The organism is Lachnoclostridium phocaeense (assembly GCF_959599685.1).
Lineage (GTDB): Bacteria > Bacillota > Clostridia > Lachnospirales > Lachnospiraceae > Claveliimonas > Claveliimonas monacensis.
Genome location: NZ_CAUGIN010000002.1, coordinates 16,568 through 34,777, shown reverse-complemented (window position 1 = coordinate 34,777; position 18,210 = coordinate 16,568). Strand labels below are relative to the sequence as shown.

The following is an 18,210-nucleotide window of genomic DNA, read 5'->3' as shown; positions in this document are numbered from 1 at the left end:
ACGTCAGACAGGAGGTAAGACATGGAGCAGAAGATGTACCGGATCGAGGCCGACGGAGAGACAAGAGAATACCCGGAGGGCACGCCCTACAGGGTGATCGCCGGGGATTTCCAGAAAAACCATGAAAATGATATTGTGCTTGTCTTTGTGGACGGCAAGCTGCAGGAGCTCCACAAGACACTGAGCCATGACTGCCGTCTCGTCTTTGAGACGACGGGAGATGACATTGGACATTCGACCTACAAAAGGAGCATGTGCCTTATGCTGGTCAAAGCCATCTACGATGCCGCCCACCATGAAGGAATCCGCAAGGTGCGTATACAGTATTCTCTTGGAGATGGCTATTACTGCACCATGGATGCGGATTTTCCGTTGACCCGGGATTTCCTTGCCCGGGTGGAGGCGAAGATGCGGGTTATGGTGGAAGAAGATATGCCGGTGCGCAAAAGGTCCATACACACAGATGAGGCGGTGGATCGGTTCCGCAGACATGGCATGTACGATAAGGAGAGACTTTTTGCGTACCGCAGGGTTTCCAAGGTCAATATCTACAGCATGAACGAATTTGAAGATTACTATTATGGCTACATGGTGCCCTCAGCCGGATATCTGCGGTATTTTGCCCTGTATCTCTATGATGAGGGCTTTGTCATCCAGATGCCCTCGAGGAAAAATCCCCGCAGTCTGTCCGCCTTTGCGCCCAAGAATAAGCTTTTCCAGGTTATGAAAGAGTCCACCAAGTGGGGAGACATGCAGGGGATCGAGACGGTGGGCGCACTCAATGACCGGATCACAAAGGGCGGCGATATGCGGGATATGGTGCTGGTGCAGGAGGCCCTTCAGGAGAAGAAGATCGCCCAGATCGCAGAGGAGATCGCGGGGAGAAAACAGGCTAAATTTGTGCTCATTGCCGGACCCTCCTCATCCGGGAAGACCACCTTCTCCCACAGGCTGTCCATTCAGCTTCGGGCGGCAGGCATGGTGCCTCATCCGATTTCTGTGGACAATTATTTTGTGGAAAGGGAGGATAATCCCAAGGACGAAAACGGCAACTATGATTTCGAGTGCCTTGAGGCGGTGGACACAGCCCTCTTCAATGAGCAGATGAACCGGCTTTTGGAGGGCCAGGAAGTGGTCCTGCCTGTCTTTAACTTTAAGACAGGGCACAAAGAGTTTGAGGGAAAGCCAAAGAAACTGGGGCCAGAGGACGTGCTTGTGATCGAGGGGATACACTGCCTCAATCCGAAGCTGACCCTCTCTTTGCCGGATGAGAACAAGTTCCGCATCTACATCAGCGCTCTCACCCAGCTCAACATAGATGAGCACAACCGGATCCCTACCACAGACGGCCGCCTGATCCGGCGGCTTGTCAGGGATGCCCGTACGAGAGGCTCCTCGGCCCGGAGGACCATAGCCATGTGGCCTTCTGTGCGAAGGGGGGAGGAGAAGAATATCTTCCCCTACCAGGAGGAGGCGGACGTCATGTTCAATTCGGCTTTGGTCTATGAGCTGGCGGTGCTGAAGCAGTACGTGGAACCCCTGCTTTTCGGAATAGAAAAAGACTGTCGGGAATATCTGGAGGCGAAGAGGCTGCTGAAATTCCTGGACTATTTTGTGGGAATTGAAAGCACCCTCGTGCCGGCCAATTCCCTGCTGCGGGAATTTATCGGCGGAGGATGCTTTCAACTATAGATCTCTGTAAAATTTTTTGATGCCAGACAGTCTGGAGCTCATGTTCACCATGAGGAGGTCTGCCACAGTGAGAGCGGCCATGGCCTCAACGACCACCACGGCTCTGGGGACGATGACAGGATCGTGGCGGCCGTGGATGAAAATCCGGACATTGTTTCCGTTTCTGTCCACGGTCTCCTGCTCCCTGGAGATGGAAGGAGTAGGTTTAACAGCGGCCCGGAGGATGACCGTGCTGCCGTCGCTGATGCCGCCCAGTGTGCCGCCGGCGTGGTTGGTCTTTTTCCGCACGGCTGGGCCGTCAGCATAGAACGGATCATTGTTCAGGCTGCCAAAAGACCGGGCTGCCCCAAAGCCGTCGCCGATCTCTACGCCTTTGACAGCGCCGATGGACATGACAGCACCCGCCAGGGAGGCGTCCAGCTTGCCAAAGACCGGTTCGCCGATACCGGCAGGAAGGCCGTCGATCCTGCACTCGATGACGCCGCCTGCGGAGTCCTGCTTTTGGATGCACTCTTCCAGAAAAGCGGCCGCCAACTCAGCGTGGGAGCGGGAGGGCATATAGAGAGGATTTTCTGTGATCTGGCTGAAATCATATGCGCCATCGGGGATAGAGATATCTCCGATGGCTTTTGTGTAGGTTGTAAAGTGTATGCCAAGTTCGGCCAGCATCTTGGCAGCCACGGCGCCGGCAGCTACCCGCCCGGCGGTCTCCCGTCCGGAGGAGCGCCCGCCGCCCCGGTAGTCCCGGATGCCGTATTTTTGGTCGAAGGTGTAATCTGCATGCCCCGGACGGCAACAGTCTTTGATGGCGCTGTAGTCCCGGGATCTCTGGTCTTCATTTCTTATTATAATGGAAATGGGAGTGCCGGTTGTCTTTCCCTCAAACACGCCGGAGAGGATCTGCGCCCGGTCTCCCTCCTTCCTGGCTGTCGTGTATTTCCCCTGCCCGGGTTTTCTGCGGTCCAGATATTTCTGTATGTCCTCCTCGCGCAGAGAGAGGCCGGCAGGGCATCCGTCCACGACAGCGCCCAGGGCGGCTCCGTGTGACTCACCCCAGGTGGTGACGGTAAAAAGTGTTCCCAATGTAGAACCTGCCATGTTGTATCGCTCCTTTATTTTGTGAAGTATGTGTTAAATCCTGTTAAGATATATTAAGAATTATTATAATCAAGAGTCGGATTATTGACAAGAGAAAGCCGGGACACTATAATTACTACGTATTACGAAAAGTGTAGTTATAAGTATATATAATATAAACAGGGAGCAGATTTTTATGAGTAATAGCGAAAACAGCAGGGAGGATATCGAGCGCTCTTCAGAAGAAATTCTCGAGGAGACCATGCGGGAGATCCGTGATGACCTGCAGAGTTCATCTCAGGACGATGTTTCCAATGCTTCATCAGAAGAGGAAGATGACGGCGTGATCCGGCTCGACGACAATGAAGAATTCTATGACATGGCAGAGGACGAAGAGGATGCATATTTGTCCGAGAAAGATGGGATAGAAGAGGATGAGCTGGACGAGGAAGAGGAGGAGAGCGGAAAAAAGCGTGGGAAGAAGAAAGCGCTGATTGTTCTGCTTGTCATTCTCGGTGTTCTTGCACTGGCCTATCTTGGCACAGCTTTGTTCTTTACAAAGCATTTCTTTTTCTATACAAAGATAAACGGCACGGAGTTTTCTGCTGAGACTGTCAGCGCCGTGGAGAGTTATATGGAAGAGCAGGTGGAGGGGTACGAGCTCACGCTGGAAGAGATTGACGGAGGTACGGAGACCATTGTCGGTGACGACATAGACCTGACTTATGTGGACGGGAAGGAAGTGGATGACCTTTTGAAGGATCAGAACCCACTTCTGTGGATCACAGCTCTCTGGGATCACCCGGATATCGAGGCTCCTGTGGGTGTGGAATATGACGCGGACAAGCTGAACGAAGTGATCGCAGGGCTGAAATGCATGCAGGCGGAAGAGCAGGTGGCGCCCCAGTCAGCCCGCCCGGTCTTTCAGGAGACAGAATTTGTGATCCAGGACGAGATGGTCGGCTCACAGATCGACACAGAGAAGTTCACGGAAGCCGTCAATGAAGCGATCAGCGGATTTCAGTCCACCCTGGACATGGAGGCGGAAGGATGTTATGTGCTGCCTGCATTCACTGCTGATGCGCCGGAAGTGGCGGCAGCAAGAGATGCCATGAACAGTTATCTGGGAGCCAGCATTACCTACGACTTCAGTCCTTATACGGAAGTGGTGGATTCTGCGGTCATCTCGCAGTGGGTGACGGTTGACGACAGCATGAATGTGACCTTTAACCAGGATGCAGTGCGGGCTTATATCCAGGAGCTTGCAAATAAATATGACACATACGGAAAGAACAGGACCATTGTCACAAGCCGCGGAAACACGGTGGAGGTCTCCGGCGGATCTTACGGCTGGCAGATCGATCAGGAGGCAGAGTACAATGCCCTTATCGCCAACATCCAGAATGCGGAGACAGTGACCAGAGAGCCCCAGTATGCGCGGCGCGCCGCTTCCCACGAGGGCAATGATTACGGCGGCAGCTATGTGGAGATCGATCTGACGAACCAGCATGTGTGGGTATACGTAAATGGCCAGTGCGTCGTTGAGACAGACTGCGTCACAGGAAATCCCCAGGAGGGCAACGGCACGCCCCAGGGCGTTTACTCCATCGCCTACAAGCAGATGAACACAACCCTCCGTGGACCGAAGCTGCCAGATGGGACCTATGAGTGGGAGTCTCCGGTTACCTACTGGATGCCCTTTAACGGAGGGATCGGACTTCACGATGCCCCCTGGCGTTCTGCCTTTGGCGGGAATATCTACCAGGGCGGGGGATCTCACGGCTGTGTAAACCTTCCCCCGTCAGTGGCCGGAACAGTATACAATAATATTCAGGCCGGCACACCGGTTGTATGCCACTATTAAGACAGATGAGGAATTTATAAGAATGTATGAACTTTTAAAAAGAGACGGAGCGGCCCGCAGAGGCCGGCTCCACACAGTACATGGGGTCATTGAGACCCCTGTATTTATGAATGTGGGAACAGTCGCCGCGATCAAGGGGGCTGTGTCCACAGAGGATCTGGAGCAGATCGGCACCCAGGTGGAGCTGTCCAACACCTATCACCTGCACGTGAGGCCGGGCGACCAGATCATTAAGAAGATGGGAGGTCTCCACAGGTTCATGTCCTGGGAGAAGCCTATCCTCACAGACTCGGGCGGGTTCCAGGTGTTTTCCCTGGCAGGCCTTCGAAGGATCAAGGAGGAGGGCGTCTATTTTAACTCCCATATAGATGGAAGAAAGATTTTTATGGGGCCTGAGGAGAGTATGCAGATTCAGTCCAATCTGGCCTCTACCATTGCCATGGCGTTCGATGAGTGCCCCTCCAGTGTGGCGGACAGAGAGTACATGGAGCGGTCTGTGGCCCGCACTACCAGGTGGCTGGAACGCTGTAAAAAAGAGATGGACAGGCTGAACAGCCTTCCGGATACCATCAACCGTCATCAAATGCTTTTTGGTATTAACCAGGGCGGTGTCTATGAGGATATCCGTATCCGCCACGCAAAAGAGATCGCTTCCATGGATCTGGATGGGTATGCTGTGGGCGGTCTGGCTGTGGGAGAGTCCCACGAGGAAATGTACCGCATACTGGATGCTGTAGTTCCCCAGCTGCCTCAGGAGAAGCCCATTTATCTGATGGGCGTGGGGACGCCTGCCAATATTCTGGAGGCAGTGGATCGGGGCGTGGACTTTTTTGACTGTGTGTACCCCAGCAGAAACGGACGCCACGGGCATGTGTATACAAAACAGGGAAAGAGGAATCTTTTCAACGCAAAATACGAGCTGGATGACCGACCCATCGAGGAGGGGTGCCAGTGCCCGGCGTGCCGCAGGTATTCCCGGTCCTACATCCGGCATCTCCTGAAAGCCAAAGAGATGCTGGGGATGCGTCTCTGTGTGCTCCACAACCTGTATTTCTACAACCATCTGATGGAGGAGATCCGTCAGGCCATCGAGGAAGGAAACTATAAAGAGTATAAAAAGAAGACATTAGAGGGCCTGCAGGGCGGAAAATAATTGCAAAAAGTCAAATACCGAAAAAAACTCTTGATGAAAACCCGGATATTGTGTATGATTACAATAGTGTCAAAAAGTGAGTGATTTAGGAGGAAATATTTATGTATACTTTAGCAGCTAGCAGCTTTTTGAACAGTCCCATCGGGCTGATCCTTTTATATGCTGTGATCATCGGCGCTTTCTGGTTTATTCTGATGCGTCCGCAGAAGAAGGAGCAAAAGAGGATTGCAGCCATGATCGCAGACATGGAAGTGGGCGATACAGTTCTCACAACAAGCGGTTTCTACGGAGTGATCATTGATATCACAGACGACGATGTGATCGTGGAGTTTGGAAGCAACAAGAACTGCCGTATTCCGATGCAGAAGGCAGCTATCGCACAGGTAGAGAAAGCGGATGCGGAATAAGAGACATTGACCTGAAGAAGGGCCGGTCCAGCGACCGGTTCTTTTTTTGTCTCAAACTGGCAAAATAAGTAAAAAGAGGTTATTCCTTGCAGAAAAGGGAAAAGTATGTTACGGTTATTCTGTATCAGTTTATATAAATAATTGAATAAGGGGAAGGAGGAAATCAAACCAATGAGAAAAAGCAAGTTGCTGATACTCCTGCTTTTCATGTGCATGGTGCTCACAGGACTGCCGGCCATGGAAAGCAAAGCAGAAGAGAGTGCGCAGGGAGGGGACGCGTATTCGGAACTGCAGGATGAAAATCCATACCGGACAGAGAATGTCACGGCTATGGATGAAAATGGAAATATCACTGAGGTGGGTGATTCCGACGGAAGTATGACAGACGGAGACGAGGTGTCTTCCGGCAGCATTTCTACATATGCAAGGTCATCCCGTGCGGCAGTTTCATCTGTCAAGGTGGTGAATTTCAACACGAAGAACAACGCGGTCACAGAGTACACAGAGGACGGCACGGGAGTCGCCGGCTACACAAACGGTGACTACGGCGCTGATGCCGCCTACCTTGGGACCAGCGGTGGAAAAGTAAAATTTATGATGTCCGGCGTGATCGGCTGGGTCAACGCATCGGAGGTGGAGGTCATTGACCTGTCGCAGGCCGCTGTAGTGAGCGGTTATGAGGTAGAGAATGGGAGACTTCTCCACGGTATCGTGTACACGATGGCCACACCCGGCTACAGGACAAGGCTGGATAACGGCCCGGCGCCCTCTTATCTGAGCGCAGGAGTCAAATACTACAGCTATGACGGCCACTATTTTTACACAGATTACGGGGTGATGATCTCTGACTATCAGAACAATACCCGTGCAAATTCTGTCAATCCGGACAATCCGTACTATAACTATTACCAGTATCTTCCGCTCAGGAGCAGTACATCCTACAGTGTGGACGCGCTGAACGCCATGATCGGCAGCAAAGCGTCGGCAGGATCTCTGATGGCGAACAAAGGAAGCGCTTTTATAGACAGTCAGAATACATATGGCGTCAATGCGCTTCTCATGACCGGTGTAGCAGCAAACGAGAGCGCCTGGGGGACAAGCAGCATTGCCCGGAGCAAGAACAATCTTTTCGGGCTGAATGCGGTGGACTCTTCTCCGGGAACAAGTGCCAGCACGTTTGCCAGCGTGGAGGCATGTATCAATGATTTTGCAAATGGCTGGATGTCCAGAGGATATCTCTATCCCGCGGACAGCAGATATAACGGCGGATTCCTTGGAAATAAGGCAAGCGGTATCAACGTAAAATATGCTTCGGACCCGTACTGGGGCGAGAAGGCGGCCAATGTCGCCTACACTCTTGACGCGGCCCAGGGCGGCGCGGATTACGGTCTGTATACTATCGGTGTGAAAGACACCCTGGCCTCCGGCCATCAGACCGTGAACGTGAGAAATGAAAGCAACACATCGTCCACAGTGCTCTACACTACAGGGCGGGCATCCAATTACTCTGTCCTGATCAAAAACAGCACTTCGGAAAATGGATTTTACAGAATCCAAAGTGACGCGGTGCTGGACAGTGGAAGGACCTCCATGGTCAAGGGCAGTGGGGCTTACAGTTATGATAATATGTATGCCTACATTTCGGCGGACTATGTGCAGATCGTAAACCAGGGAACTGTGTCGCAGCCGGAGCCAGAACCGGAGCCAGAGCCGGTACCAGTGACGCTGGACTCCATAACCATTGCAGCAGCGCCGTCCAAGACCGTTTATACGGAGGGAGAGAGCTTCGATCCCACGGGTATGTCGGTGCAGGCAAACTGGAGTGACGGCTCAGCCAGCGATGTGACTGGAGAAATCAGCTATACAACAGATCCGCTCACAGCAGATGTGACAGCTGTGGAGATCTCCTACACAAGCGGAGACGTGACAAAGACAGCGTCCCAGCCTGTACAGGTAAAAGCAAAGGCAGTCGTTACAGGAGTTATGATCAACCCCTCTGAAATTGATCTTTATCCTGGCGATGTAAAGACCTTTGGCGTATCTGTTCAGGGTACAGGGGATCCGTCTCAGGATGTAACGTGGTCAGTGGAGGGCGCTTTCAGCAGCCAGACAGTGATCGATGGAAATGGAAAACTGACTGTGGGGGCAGACGAGTCGACCCAGCAGCTTACGGTAAAAGCCCAGTCGGCCGTGGACCCATCCCAGTATGCGCAGGCGGTGGTGACGGTTCTGCAGAAAGCCAGTGAGGAACCGGACGAAGAGCAGCCTTCACAGCCTGATGCCGAGGAGCCTGGCACAGGCCAGGAAGGATCTGACGCGGATACAGAGGAGCCGGGAGAGGATGACGGACAGACAGAACCGGACGGCTCCGATGAAGCGTACCAGTCTATGGAGCTGAAGGCAGAGACAGAGGGCGTCAGTGCAAGCGGCGAATTTGCTGCGGGCACGGAGCTTGTAGTTACGCCTGTAGGGGAAGAGACAGAAGTGTACCAGACCCTTGTGAAAGAAGTGGGCGGAAAGCCTGTTCTTGGAGTGTTTGACCTGTCCTTGAACGGATCCGCAAAAGAGGGAAGCGCTATACAGGTTACATTCAGCCTGGATGAGCAGTACAATGGAAAAAGTATTCTGATCCTTCATTTCCCTGAAAAGGATGGTGTCTCTTACATTGAGAGATATGAGGTGACCGCCCAGGATGGCAGTATCACAGTGGAAGTGGACAGCTTCTCACCTTTTGTTCTTGCACTGAATGAGGAGAGCACCGGGGACGAAGCTGGCGACGGACAGACACCGGACAACGGGGAGACTGGAGATACAGGTGAACCCGCCGTGCCGGAGGATCCGGGAACATCCGAAGAACCAGGGACAACAGAAGATCCGGGAACTACAGAAACTCCAGGGACAACAGAAGATCCGGGAACTGTAGAAGATCCGGGAACCGCAGAAGAACCGGTTGTGCAGGATCCGGCAGCTACAGGCGGATCTGAAACAACGGATCCCGCAGATGTGTCAGGAGGAACAGGCACAGGCCAGTCATCCGGCACATCAGGAAAGACCACAGGAGCAGCAGCTTCAACAAATGTGGTTGGCCAAAATAAGACTGATACAAAGAACGCAGACAACAGTCAGGTGACAGCAGCGCCGAGAACGGGAGATACAGCTTCTCCGGTACTTTGGATCGTGCTTGTCATTGCCGCAGCAGCGGTGATCATTGCAGCTGTTGTCATCAAAAAAATCAGAAAATAGATTTTTAGGATAAAGGATATCACCGTTTAGGCGGTGGTATCCTTTTTTGCCATTTGTACCTGTGCAAAACAGAGGACGCTCTATTTTTTTGCGCTTTTACAGAGTAAAGGGTTGAAACACTGATAAAAATGCGATATGATTATGAAATAGTTAAATTTGTTGTACATAGAAAGGAAGAAGCATATGAACCTCAAGATCGGAGTTATCAAAGGGGATGGCATTGGACCGGAGATTGTCACAGAGGCCATGAAAGTGTTAGATAAAGTGGGAGAAGTATACGGACATACACTGGATTACGATCAGCTGCTTATGGGCGGAGCATCCATCGATGTGCACGGCGTGCCGCTCACAGATGACACGATTCGCAGAGCAAAGGAGTGTGACGCGGTGCTTATGGGATCGATAGGAGGAGATGCAAAGACCTCTCCCTGGTATCAGCTGGAGCCGGACAAGAGGCCAGAGGCAGGACTTTTGAAGATCCGCAAAGCGCTGAATCTTTTTGCCAATTTGCGGCCCGCTGTTCTCTATGAAGAATTGAAAGGCGCCTGTCCGCTGAAAGAAGAGATCACAGAAGGCGGGTTTGATATGATGATCATGCGTGAGCTGACAGGAGGTCTCTACTTCGGAGAGCGCAGGACCGTGGAGGAAAACGGGGTGATGACAGCCTATGATTCTCTCACGTACAATGAGAACGAGATCCGGCGGATCGCGAAGCGGGCATTTGACATAGCTATGAAGCGCCGCAGAAAAGTGACAAGTGTGGACAAAGCAAATGTACTGGACTCTTCCAGACTGTGGAGAAAAGTCGTAGAGGAGGTCGCCGGGGAGTATCCGGAAGTGACTTTGGAACATATGCTGGTTGACAACTGTGCTATGCAGCTTGTGAAGGATCCAAAGCAGTTTGATGTCATCCTGACAGAGAACATGTTCGGAGACATCCTCTCCGACGAGGCGAGCATGGTCACCGGTTCTATCGGAATGCTGGCCAGCGCCAGCCTCAACGAGACAAAGTTTGGACTGTATGAGCCAAGCGGCGGGTCAGCGCCGGACATTGCCGGAAAGGGCATTGCAAATCCCATCGCCACGATCCTCTCCGCAGCCATGATGCTCCGGTTCAGCTTTGACCTGGACGCAGAGGCAGATGCCATAGAAAAAGCAGTGGCAGACGTCCTGAGAGAAGGATGGAGGACCATCGATATCATGTCCGACGGCAAGAGCCAGGTGGGTACAGAAAAGATGGGAGACCTGATTGCTGCGCATATTGCGTAATGTAGTCAGAATAGTTTGTTTGATCACACACAATGTGACAGGAGTATTTTTATTCCGGACGTAATACTTTTAAAGAGGGTTACGTCCCCACTTACATGTATCCCTGTGGAATTGTGTGAATTGTAGATGGAGGTAGAACAATATGAGAAGTGACAATGTGAAGAAAGGGGTCCAGCAGGCGCCCCACCGTTCCTTATTTAACGCGTTAGGACTTACGAAGGAGGAGCTGGACCGACCGCTGATCGGCATCGTCAGCTCCCACAATGAGATCGTGCCGGGTCACATGAACCTGGACAAGGTCGTGGAGGCTGTAAAAATGGGAGTTGCCATGGCAGGCGGAACGCCCATCGTATTTCCGGCTATCGCAGTCTGTGACGGCATTGCCATGGGACATATCGGCATGAAGTACTCCCTGGTGACAAGAGACCTGATCGCGGACTCCACAGAGGCCATGGCCATGGCCCACCAGTTCGACGGACTGGTCATGGTGCCCAATTGTGACAAGAACGTGCCGGGACTTCTGATGGCAGCCGCAAGGATCAACATTCCAACGATCTTTGTCAGCGGCGGCCCCATGATGGCTGGCCGGGTACAGGGAAAGAAGACCAGTCTCTCCAGCATGTTTGAGGCTGTAGGAGCCAACGCGGCGGGCCTTCTGGACGACGAAGGGCTTCTGGAATATGAAAATAAGACCTGCCCCACCTGCGGTTCCTGCTCCGGAATGTACACAGCAAACAGCATGAACTGCCTGACCGAGGTGCTGGGTATGGGACTTCGGGGAAATGGCACCATCCCGGCCGTGTACTCTGAACGCATCCGTCTGGCAAAACATGCCGGTATGCAGGTTATGGAGCTTGTGCGCAAGGATATCCGCCCAAGAGATATCATGACAAAGGATGCCATCTTAAACGCCCTGACAGTTGACATGGCTCTTGGATGCTCCACAAACAGCATGCTCCACCTTCCGGCCATTGCCCACGAGATCGGCATGGACTTTGAGATCGATTTCGCAAACGGCATCAGTGAGCGTACACCGAACTTGTGCCACCTGGCGCCGGCTGGCCCCACCTACATAGAGGACCTCAACGAGGCGGGCGGTGTGTACGCTGTCATGGCGGAGCTGAACAAGAAGGATCTTCTCCACACAGACTGTCTGACCGTCACAGGAAAGACCGTGGGAGAGAATATAGCAGGCGTTGTCAACAAAAACCCCGAAGTCATCCGGCCCATTGACAATCCGTACAGCCAGACAGGCGGCCTGGCTGTTCTGAAAGGCAACCTTGCACCGGACGGAAGCGTGGTAAAACGCTCCGCCGTGGTGGAGGAGATGCTGGTGCATGAAGGCCCTGCCAGAGTGTTTGACTGTGAGGAAGATGCTATTGCAGCCATCAAGGGAGGCCAGATCAAAGAGGGAGATGTGGTTGTCATCCGCTATGTGGGACCCAAAGGCGGTCCGGGTATGCCGGAGATGCTCAATCCTACCTCTGCCATTGCGGGCATGGGACTTGGCACCAGCGTGGCCCTCATCACAGACGGGCGCTTCAGCGGTGCATCCCGCGGCGCTTCCATTGGACACGTATCGCCGGAAGCAGCAGTGGGCGGCCCCATCGCTCTTGTAGAAGAGGGGGATATCATTAAGATCGATATTCCGTCACTGAAGATCGAGCTGGATGTTCCGGACGAAGTGCTGGCCAAGAGAAAGGCCAACTGGCAGCCCCGCAAGCCCAGGATCACCACAGGCTATCTCGCAAGATATGCCGCTATGGTCACATCCGGCAACAGAGGAGCTGTCCTGGAGGTTCCGAAGAGCAGCCAGCAGTAAAGAGCTGTAAAAGGATGGAATAATCATAGAAAAGAGGAAGAGAGATTTATGCAGTTAACAGGTGCAGAAATTGTAGTGGAATGTTTGAAGGAGCAGGGCGTTGACACTGTGTTCGGATACCCGGGCGGCGCCATCCTTAATGTATATGATGAGCTGTATAAGCATAGTAATGAAATCAGGCATATTCTCACCTCCCACGAGCAGGGAGCGTCCCATGCGGCGGACGGATATGCCAGGGCTACAGGCAAAGTGGGCGTCTGCTTTGCCACAAGCGGTCCGGGTGCGACTAACCTGGTGACAGGGATAGCCACTGCCTACATGGACTCCATCCCGCTTGTGGCTATCACCTGCAATGTAGGTGTGTCCCTCCTTGGAAAAGACAGTTTCCAGGAAATCGATATAGCGGGCATCACCATGCCCATCACAAAGCATAATTATATTGTAAAGGATATAAATCAGCTGGCAGACACCATCCGCAAGTCCTTTATTATTGCCAGGAAAGGACGTCCCGGCCCGGTGCTGATCGATATTCCCAAGGATGTGACAGCAGCGAAGACAGAGTATACGCCTCAGCCCGCTGTTCAGGTGATGCCCTCCAGCGATATAGACGAGAGGGATCTGGAGACGGCTCTTGCCATGATCCGCAGGTCCGAAAGGCCTTTTATCTGTGTGGGTGGCGGTGCCATCCTGTCCGATGCAGCAGAGGAATTTTACAGATTTGCCAAGAAGGTGGACGCTCCTGTGACAGATACGCTGATGGGACACGGCGCCTTTCCGGAGACAGATGAACTCTACACGGGCATGGTGGGCATGCACGGAACCAAGGCGTCAGACTACGGCGTGGATGAGTGCGATCTCCTGATCGTGGCGGGCGCCCGTTTCAGCGACAGAGTCACCGGCAATGTAAATGAATTTGCGAAAAATGCAGAGATCCTGCAGTTTGACATTGATGCGGCGGAAATGAATAAAAATGTACTGATCACCGAAGGAGTGATCGGTGATCTGAAAGTGATCCTTGAGAAGCTGAACAGCAGACTGGAACAGCAGGATCACACGCAGTGGAAAGAGAGGATCAACAGCTACAAAGAAAAATATCCGCTGGTTTATCCGGCAGAAGGACTTTCGGGACCCTGGGTAGTGGAGGAGATCTACCGCCAGACAGGAGGAGACGCCATTGTGGTGACTGAGGTGGGACAGCATCAGATGTGGGCTGCCCAGTTTTATCAGTTCACAGAGCCCCGCACGTTCCTTACATCCGGAGGACTGGGAACCATGGGATATGGCCTGGGAGCCTCCATCGGAGCCAAAATGGGACGCCCGGATAAGACAGTAGTCAATATTGCAGGGGACGGCTGCCTTCGCATGAACATGAACGAGATCGCCACAGCGGCCAGAAACAATATACCGATCATTGAGGTGGTCATCAACAACCATGTGCTTGGCATGGTGCGCCAGTGGCAGGATCTGTTCTATCAGCAGAGGTATTCCCAGACTGTGCTGAACGATGCGGTGGACTTTGTCAAACTGGCGGAGGCAATGGGGGCTGTAGGATACAGAGCCCAGACAAGAGAGGAGTTCCAGAAGGCATTCGCCGAAGCCCTCACTCTTGGCAGGCCCGTGCTTATTGACTGCCAGATCGATAAAGATGAGAAAGTCTGGCCCATGGTGGCTCCCGGCGCGGCGATTCGGGACGCCTTTGACGAGGCTGACATGAAGAAAAAAGCTGACTAGAATCAAGAGAACAAAAAAGAAATCGGAGGGATCAACAATGAGCAGAGTGTACAATTTTTCAGCAGGACCGGCTGTGCTGCCGGAAGAAGTCCTCAAAGAAGCAGCAGACGAGATGTTAGATTACAGGGGAACGGGGGTGTCCGTGATGGAAATGAGTCACCGCTCAAAGGCTTTTGCCGGGATTATCCAGGAGGCAGAGGCGGACCTGCGGGAGCTGATGCATATTCCTGACAATTACAAGGTTCTCTTCCTGCAGGGAGGGGCATCCCAGCAGTTTGCCATGATCCCCATGAATTTGATGAAAAACAGGGTGGCGGATTACATTGTCACCGGACAGTGGGCGAAAAAGGCGTACCAGGAGGCCCAGAAGTACGGGAAAGTGAATAAGATCGCCTCATCGGAAGACAAGACATTTTCCTATATTCCGGACTGCTCGGATCTGCCTGTATCCCCGGATGCGGACTATGTGTACATATGTGAGAACAACACCATCTACGGTACAAAATTCAAGACCCTGCCCAACACAAAGGGAAAGACACTGGTGGCAGATGTGTCCTCCTGCTTCCTCTCTGAGCCGGTAGATGTGACAAAATACGGCCTGATCTATGGAGGCGTGCAGAAAAACATCGGCCCCGCCGGCGTCGTTATTGCCATCATCCGGGAAGATCTGATCACAGATGACGTGCTCCCGGGGACGCCCACGATGCTGAAGTATAAGACCCACGCAGATGCAGGATCCCTCTACAATACGCCGCCTGCCTACGGCATCTACATCTGCGGGAAGGTGTTCAAATGGCTGAAGGTCCAGGGCGGCCTGGAGGCGATGAAGGAGAGAAATGAGAAAAAGGCGGCTCTTCTCTATGATTTCCTGGACCAGAGCAGCCTGTTCAAGGGCACCGTCCGCAAAGAAGACCGCTCTCTTATGAATGTGCCCTTTGTGACAGGAGATGAAAAGCTGGACGCAAAATTTGTGGAGGAAGCGAAGAAAGCGGGACTTGAAAACCTGAAAGGACACCGTACAGTTGGCGGCATGAGAGCCAGCATTTACAACGCAATGCCTTACGAGGGCGTGCAGGCACTGGTAGACTTTATGGCACAATTTGAAAAGGAGAACTTATAATCATGTATCACTATTACTGCCTCAACCCTATTTCCGAAGTGGGAATAGATGCTATGACTGAAAATTATGTACCTGTTAGTGATCCTAAGAAGGCAGATGCACTTCTTGTCCGCAGCGCCGGCATGCACGATATGGAATTTTCACCGGAGCTGAAAGCCATTGCCCGGGCCGGTGCCGGCGTCAACAATATCCCCCTTGAGCGCTGCGCAGAGGAAGGCATTGTTGTGTTCAACACGCCGGGGGCCAACGCCAACGGTGTGAAAGAGCTGGTGGTTGCCGGCATGCTCCTGGCTTCCAGAGATATTATCGGGGGTATCAACTGGGTTCAGGAGAACGAGGAGGACGGCAACATTGCCAAGGATACGGAGAAGGCCAAGAAGGCCTTTGCCGGCTGTGAGCTGGAGGGCAAGAAGCTGGGCGTGATCGGTCTGGGGGCCATAGGCGGCCTGGTGGCCAACGCAGGCATCCACCTGGGCATGGAAGTCTTCGGATACGATCCCTATGTGTCCGTGGATGCGGCCTGGAGGCTGTCCCGCAATATCCATCATGCCAAGACCGTGGATGAGCTCTACAAGAACTGCGACTACATCACGCTCCATGTGCCGGCTACGGAGAGCAACCGGGGGATGATCGACAAAAATTCCCTGGGGCTTATGAAAAAAGGCGTAGTTGTGCTGAACTTTGCCAGGGATGTCCTGGTCAATGAGGAAGACATGATCGACGCGCTGGAGAGCGGCCAGGTCAAGCATTATGTGTCCGACTTTCCAACCCCTGTCATAGCCGGGGTGAAGGGGGCCATCGTAATCCCCCATCTGGGAGCTTCTACGGCGGAGTCAGAGGACAATTGTGCCAGGATGGCAGTGCGTGAGCTGATGGATTACCTGGAATACGGCAATATCAAAAACTCTGTCAACTATCCGGACTGCGATATGGGAATGCCGGGGGACAACAAGCGTATCGTACTCCTGCATTACAACAAGCCTAACATGCTGGGACAGTTTACCAAGATCCTGGCGGACGACAATATGAATATCGCGGATCTGTCCAATAAGAGCAAAGGCGCCTACGCCTACACGATGATCGACATTGACTCAGATATCCCTGCAAACGTGGAGCGGGATCTGAGAAATATTAAGGGTGTTTTAAGAGTAAGGGTTCTGAATTAGATCAGAACCCTTTTTTATTAACAAACTGTTACATGAAAGATAATAAATATTACATCTTCGTCACTTTTGTTGCAGGATACTGTATATAGTGTTATTCTCTACAATATAAAACAATTCTTTGTATTTTTCGGCAAATAGAGACAAAAGAGAAAGATTGCCGGACAGAAGGGGTACATATGTCAAAGAGGAGTAGAAATATCCGGTCTATGAATGCCAGGAAGAGATGGCTCGTCCACAGGCTGAGAAGAAGGAGGATACTCGGGGCACTGATCTTGCTTCTCATAATAGTGGCCGGGGCAGTGACTGTGACAGCGGCAACAAGGGCTGCCATGACAGATATCACGCTGAAGGTACAGTCTGTATCGATAAAGCAGGGGGAGCAGATGCCGGCTCTGCAGGCTGAGGTGTCCTGTGATAAGAAAGAGAAAAAACTGAAAAAGAAGGTGCTGGATAAAGAGACCGGCTATACAGCATGGAATCTTGTGGAAGATCTGAAAGCGGGAAAACTTTATCAGCTGCTCTGTGACAGTGACGGCGTGACAGAGGGCAAGTACCCGATACGCATCGAGCTGGACGGGGAGCTGAAGAAAAAGCTGGAAGATAAAGGCAGCTGGAAAAAGAAAGTGACACTTCACATCGAGGAGGGAACCTTCCAGGTACTCAACCAGGTGGGGAAATGGGATGGAGATAAATTCAAAAAGTGGGACGGAACCTATGTCCAGAACGATTTTGTAAATGCCAAGGGGAAGACTTACTACTTTGGAGAAGACGGCGTTAAGGTGACGGGCTGGAAGGAGATAGGCGTTACATACTACCATTTTGACAAGGACGGGGTCATGCAGACCGATATGTGGCTGGACAAAGGAGAAAGCAAGGCCTATCTGCAGTCGGATGGCAAGGCGGCGGCCGGGTGGTTTGACCTGGATGGGGCCACCTACTACTTTACCCAGGAAGGGGAGATGGTTACCGGGAAAAAACGGGTCGGTACCCTGGACTGTGTCTTCTCGGAAGATGGGAAGCTGGAATCCCAGAAAAGCAGCATTGATCCGGACAAGCCCATGATGGCACTGACCTTTGACGACGGACCGGGCGACAGGACCGGAGAGCTTCTGGATATGCTGGAGAAATATGACGCCCACGCTACCTTCTTTATGCAGGGGGTGAGCATTCCGGGAAGAGAGAGCCTCATCGCGCGGATGTTGGAGGCGGACTGTGAGCTTGGCAATCACTCTTACAACCACCCGGAGCTGACAAAGATCAGCGATGCGGATATCAGATCCCAGATCGGTACTACTGATGATCTGATCAAAGATGCCTGCGGGGAGGGGGCTACGCTCATGCGCCCGCCCTACGGCTCTATCAACGATGCAGTGAAAAAGAATGTGGGTATGCCCATGATCCTGTGGAATGTGGATACACTGGACTGGAAGGGAGACACCCAGTCTGTGATCAATTCCGTGCTCCAGAATGCTGATGACGGAGACATTGTTCTTATGCACGATATACACAGCACCACCGTGGATGCGGCCCTGCAGCTGATCCCCAAGCTGGTGGATCAGGGGTACCAGCTTGTGACTGTGTCCGAGATGGCTCAGGCAAGGGGCATTAACATGAAGGCAGGAGAGACGTACACAGACTTCAATAAATAAAAAGACAGACAAAAAAA

Annotated in this window: 12 protein-coding genes; 11 read left to right on the top strand and 1 reads right to left on the bottom strand. The window is 52.5% G+C overall.

Going from position 1 to position 18,210, the window contains the following annotated elements:
• Nucleotides 1-21: 21 nt before the first annotated feature.
• Complete coding sequence (locus Q5911_RS01065; RefSeq protein ID WP_303180280.1) at nucleotides 22-1,692, top strand: nucleoside kinase; 1,671 nt, start codon at nucleotides 22-24, stop codon at nucleotides 1,690-1,692.
• Here Q5911_RS01065 and aroC read toward each other — a convergent pair.
• Entirely contained in the window at nucleotides 1,687-2,790 is a 1,104-nt protein-coding gene (gene aroC / locus Q5911_RS01060; protein ID WP_303180278.1) for a chorismate synthase, read from the bottom strand. The genes Q5911_RS01065 and aroC overlap by 6 nt on opposite strands.
• Before the next feature lie 175 nt (nucleotides 2,791-2,965).
• On the opposite strand from aroC, the gene Q5911_RS01055 reads away from it, so the two are divergent.
• The 10 genes from Q5911_RS01055 to Q5911_RS01010 all read left to right on the top strand — a co-directional run bounded on the left by Q5911_RS01055 (nucleotide 2,966) and on the right by Q5911_RS01010 (nucleotide 18,193).
• Nucleotides 2,966-4,633: a L,D-transpeptidase family protein gene (locus tag Q5911_RS01055; protein ID WP_303180276.1), complete on the top strand. Its 1,668-nt coding sequence runs from the start codon at nucleotides 2,966-2,968 to the stop codon at nucleotides 4,631-4,633.
• Nucleotides 4,634-4,655: 22 nt separating this feature from the next.
• Complete coding sequence (gene tgt, locus Q5911_RS01050; protein WP_076777643.1) at nucleotides 4,656-5,786, top strand: tRNA guanosine(34) transglycosylase Tgt; 1,131 nt, start codon at nucleotides 4,656-4,658, stop codon at nucleotides 5,784-5,786.
• A gap of 101 nt (nucleotides 5,787-5,887) precedes the next feature.
• Nucleotides 5,888-6,193: a preprotein translocase subunit YajC gene (gene yajC, locus Q5911_RS01045; RefSeq protein ID WP_076777642.1), complete on the top strand. Its 306-nt coding sequence runs from the start codon at nucleotides 5,888-5,890 to the stop codon at nucleotides 6,191-6,193.
• A gap of 171 nt (nucleotides 6,194-6,364) precedes the next feature.
• Nucleotides 6,365-9,436 carry a glucosaminidase domain-containing protein gene (locus tag Q5911_RS01040; protein WP_303180274.1) on the top strand — a complete coding sequence of 1,024 codons (3,072 nt, stop codon included), beginning with the start codon at nucleotides 6,365-6,367 and terminating at the stop codon, nucleotides 9,434-9,436.
• 183 nt (nucleotides 9,437-9,619) lie between these two features.
• Nucleotides 9,620-10,705, top strand: a complete 1,086-nt coding sequence (gene leuB / locus Q5911_RS01035; protein ID WP_076777640.1) for a 3-isopropylmalate dehydrogenase — start codon at nucleotides 9,620-9,622, stop codon at nucleotides 10,703-10,705.
• 142 nt (nucleotides 10,706-10,847) lie between these two features.
• Nucleotides 10,848-12,527, top strand: coding sequence for a dihydroxy-acid dehydratase (gene ilvD / locus Q5911_RS01030; RefSeq protein WP_303180271.1), 1,680 nt, complete (start codon nucleotides 10,848-10,850; stop codon nucleotides 12,525-12,527).
• A gap of 48 nt (nucleotides 12,528-12,575) precedes the next feature.
• On the top strand, nucleotides 12,576-14,258 hold the full coding sequence (gene ilvB / locus Q5911_RS01025) for a biosynthetic-type acetolactate synthase large subunit (RefSeq protein ID WP_303180270.1): 1,683 nt from the start codon (nucleotides 12,576-12,578) through the stop codon (nucleotides 14,256-14,258).
• A 37-nt stretch (nucleotides 14,259-14,295) separates the two neighbouring features.
• Nucleotides 14,296-15,378 (top strand): 3-phosphoserine/phosphohydroxythreonine transaminase, encoded by a 1,083-nt coding sequence (gene serC, locus Q5911_RS01020; protein WP_303180269.1) that lies wholly within the window; start codon nucleotides 14,296-14,298, stop codon nucleotides 15,376-15,378.
• A gap of 2 nt (nucleotides 15,379-15,380) precedes the next feature.
• Nucleotides 15,381-16,544 (top strand): phosphoglycerate dehydrogenase, encoded by a 1,164-nt coding sequence (locus tag Q5911_RS01015; RefSeq protein WP_076777636.1) that lies wholly within the window; start codon nucleotides 15,381-15,383, stop codon nucleotides 16,542-16,544.
• Nucleotides 16,545-16,720: 176 nt separating this feature from the next.
• Nucleotides 16,721-18,193, top strand: a complete 1,473-nt coding sequence (locus tag Q5911_RS01010) for a polysaccharide deacetylase family protein (protein ID WP_303180268.1) — start codon at nucleotides 16,721-16,723, stop codon at nucleotides 18,191-18,193.
• Nucleotides 18,194-18,210 lie beyond the last annotated feature (17 nt).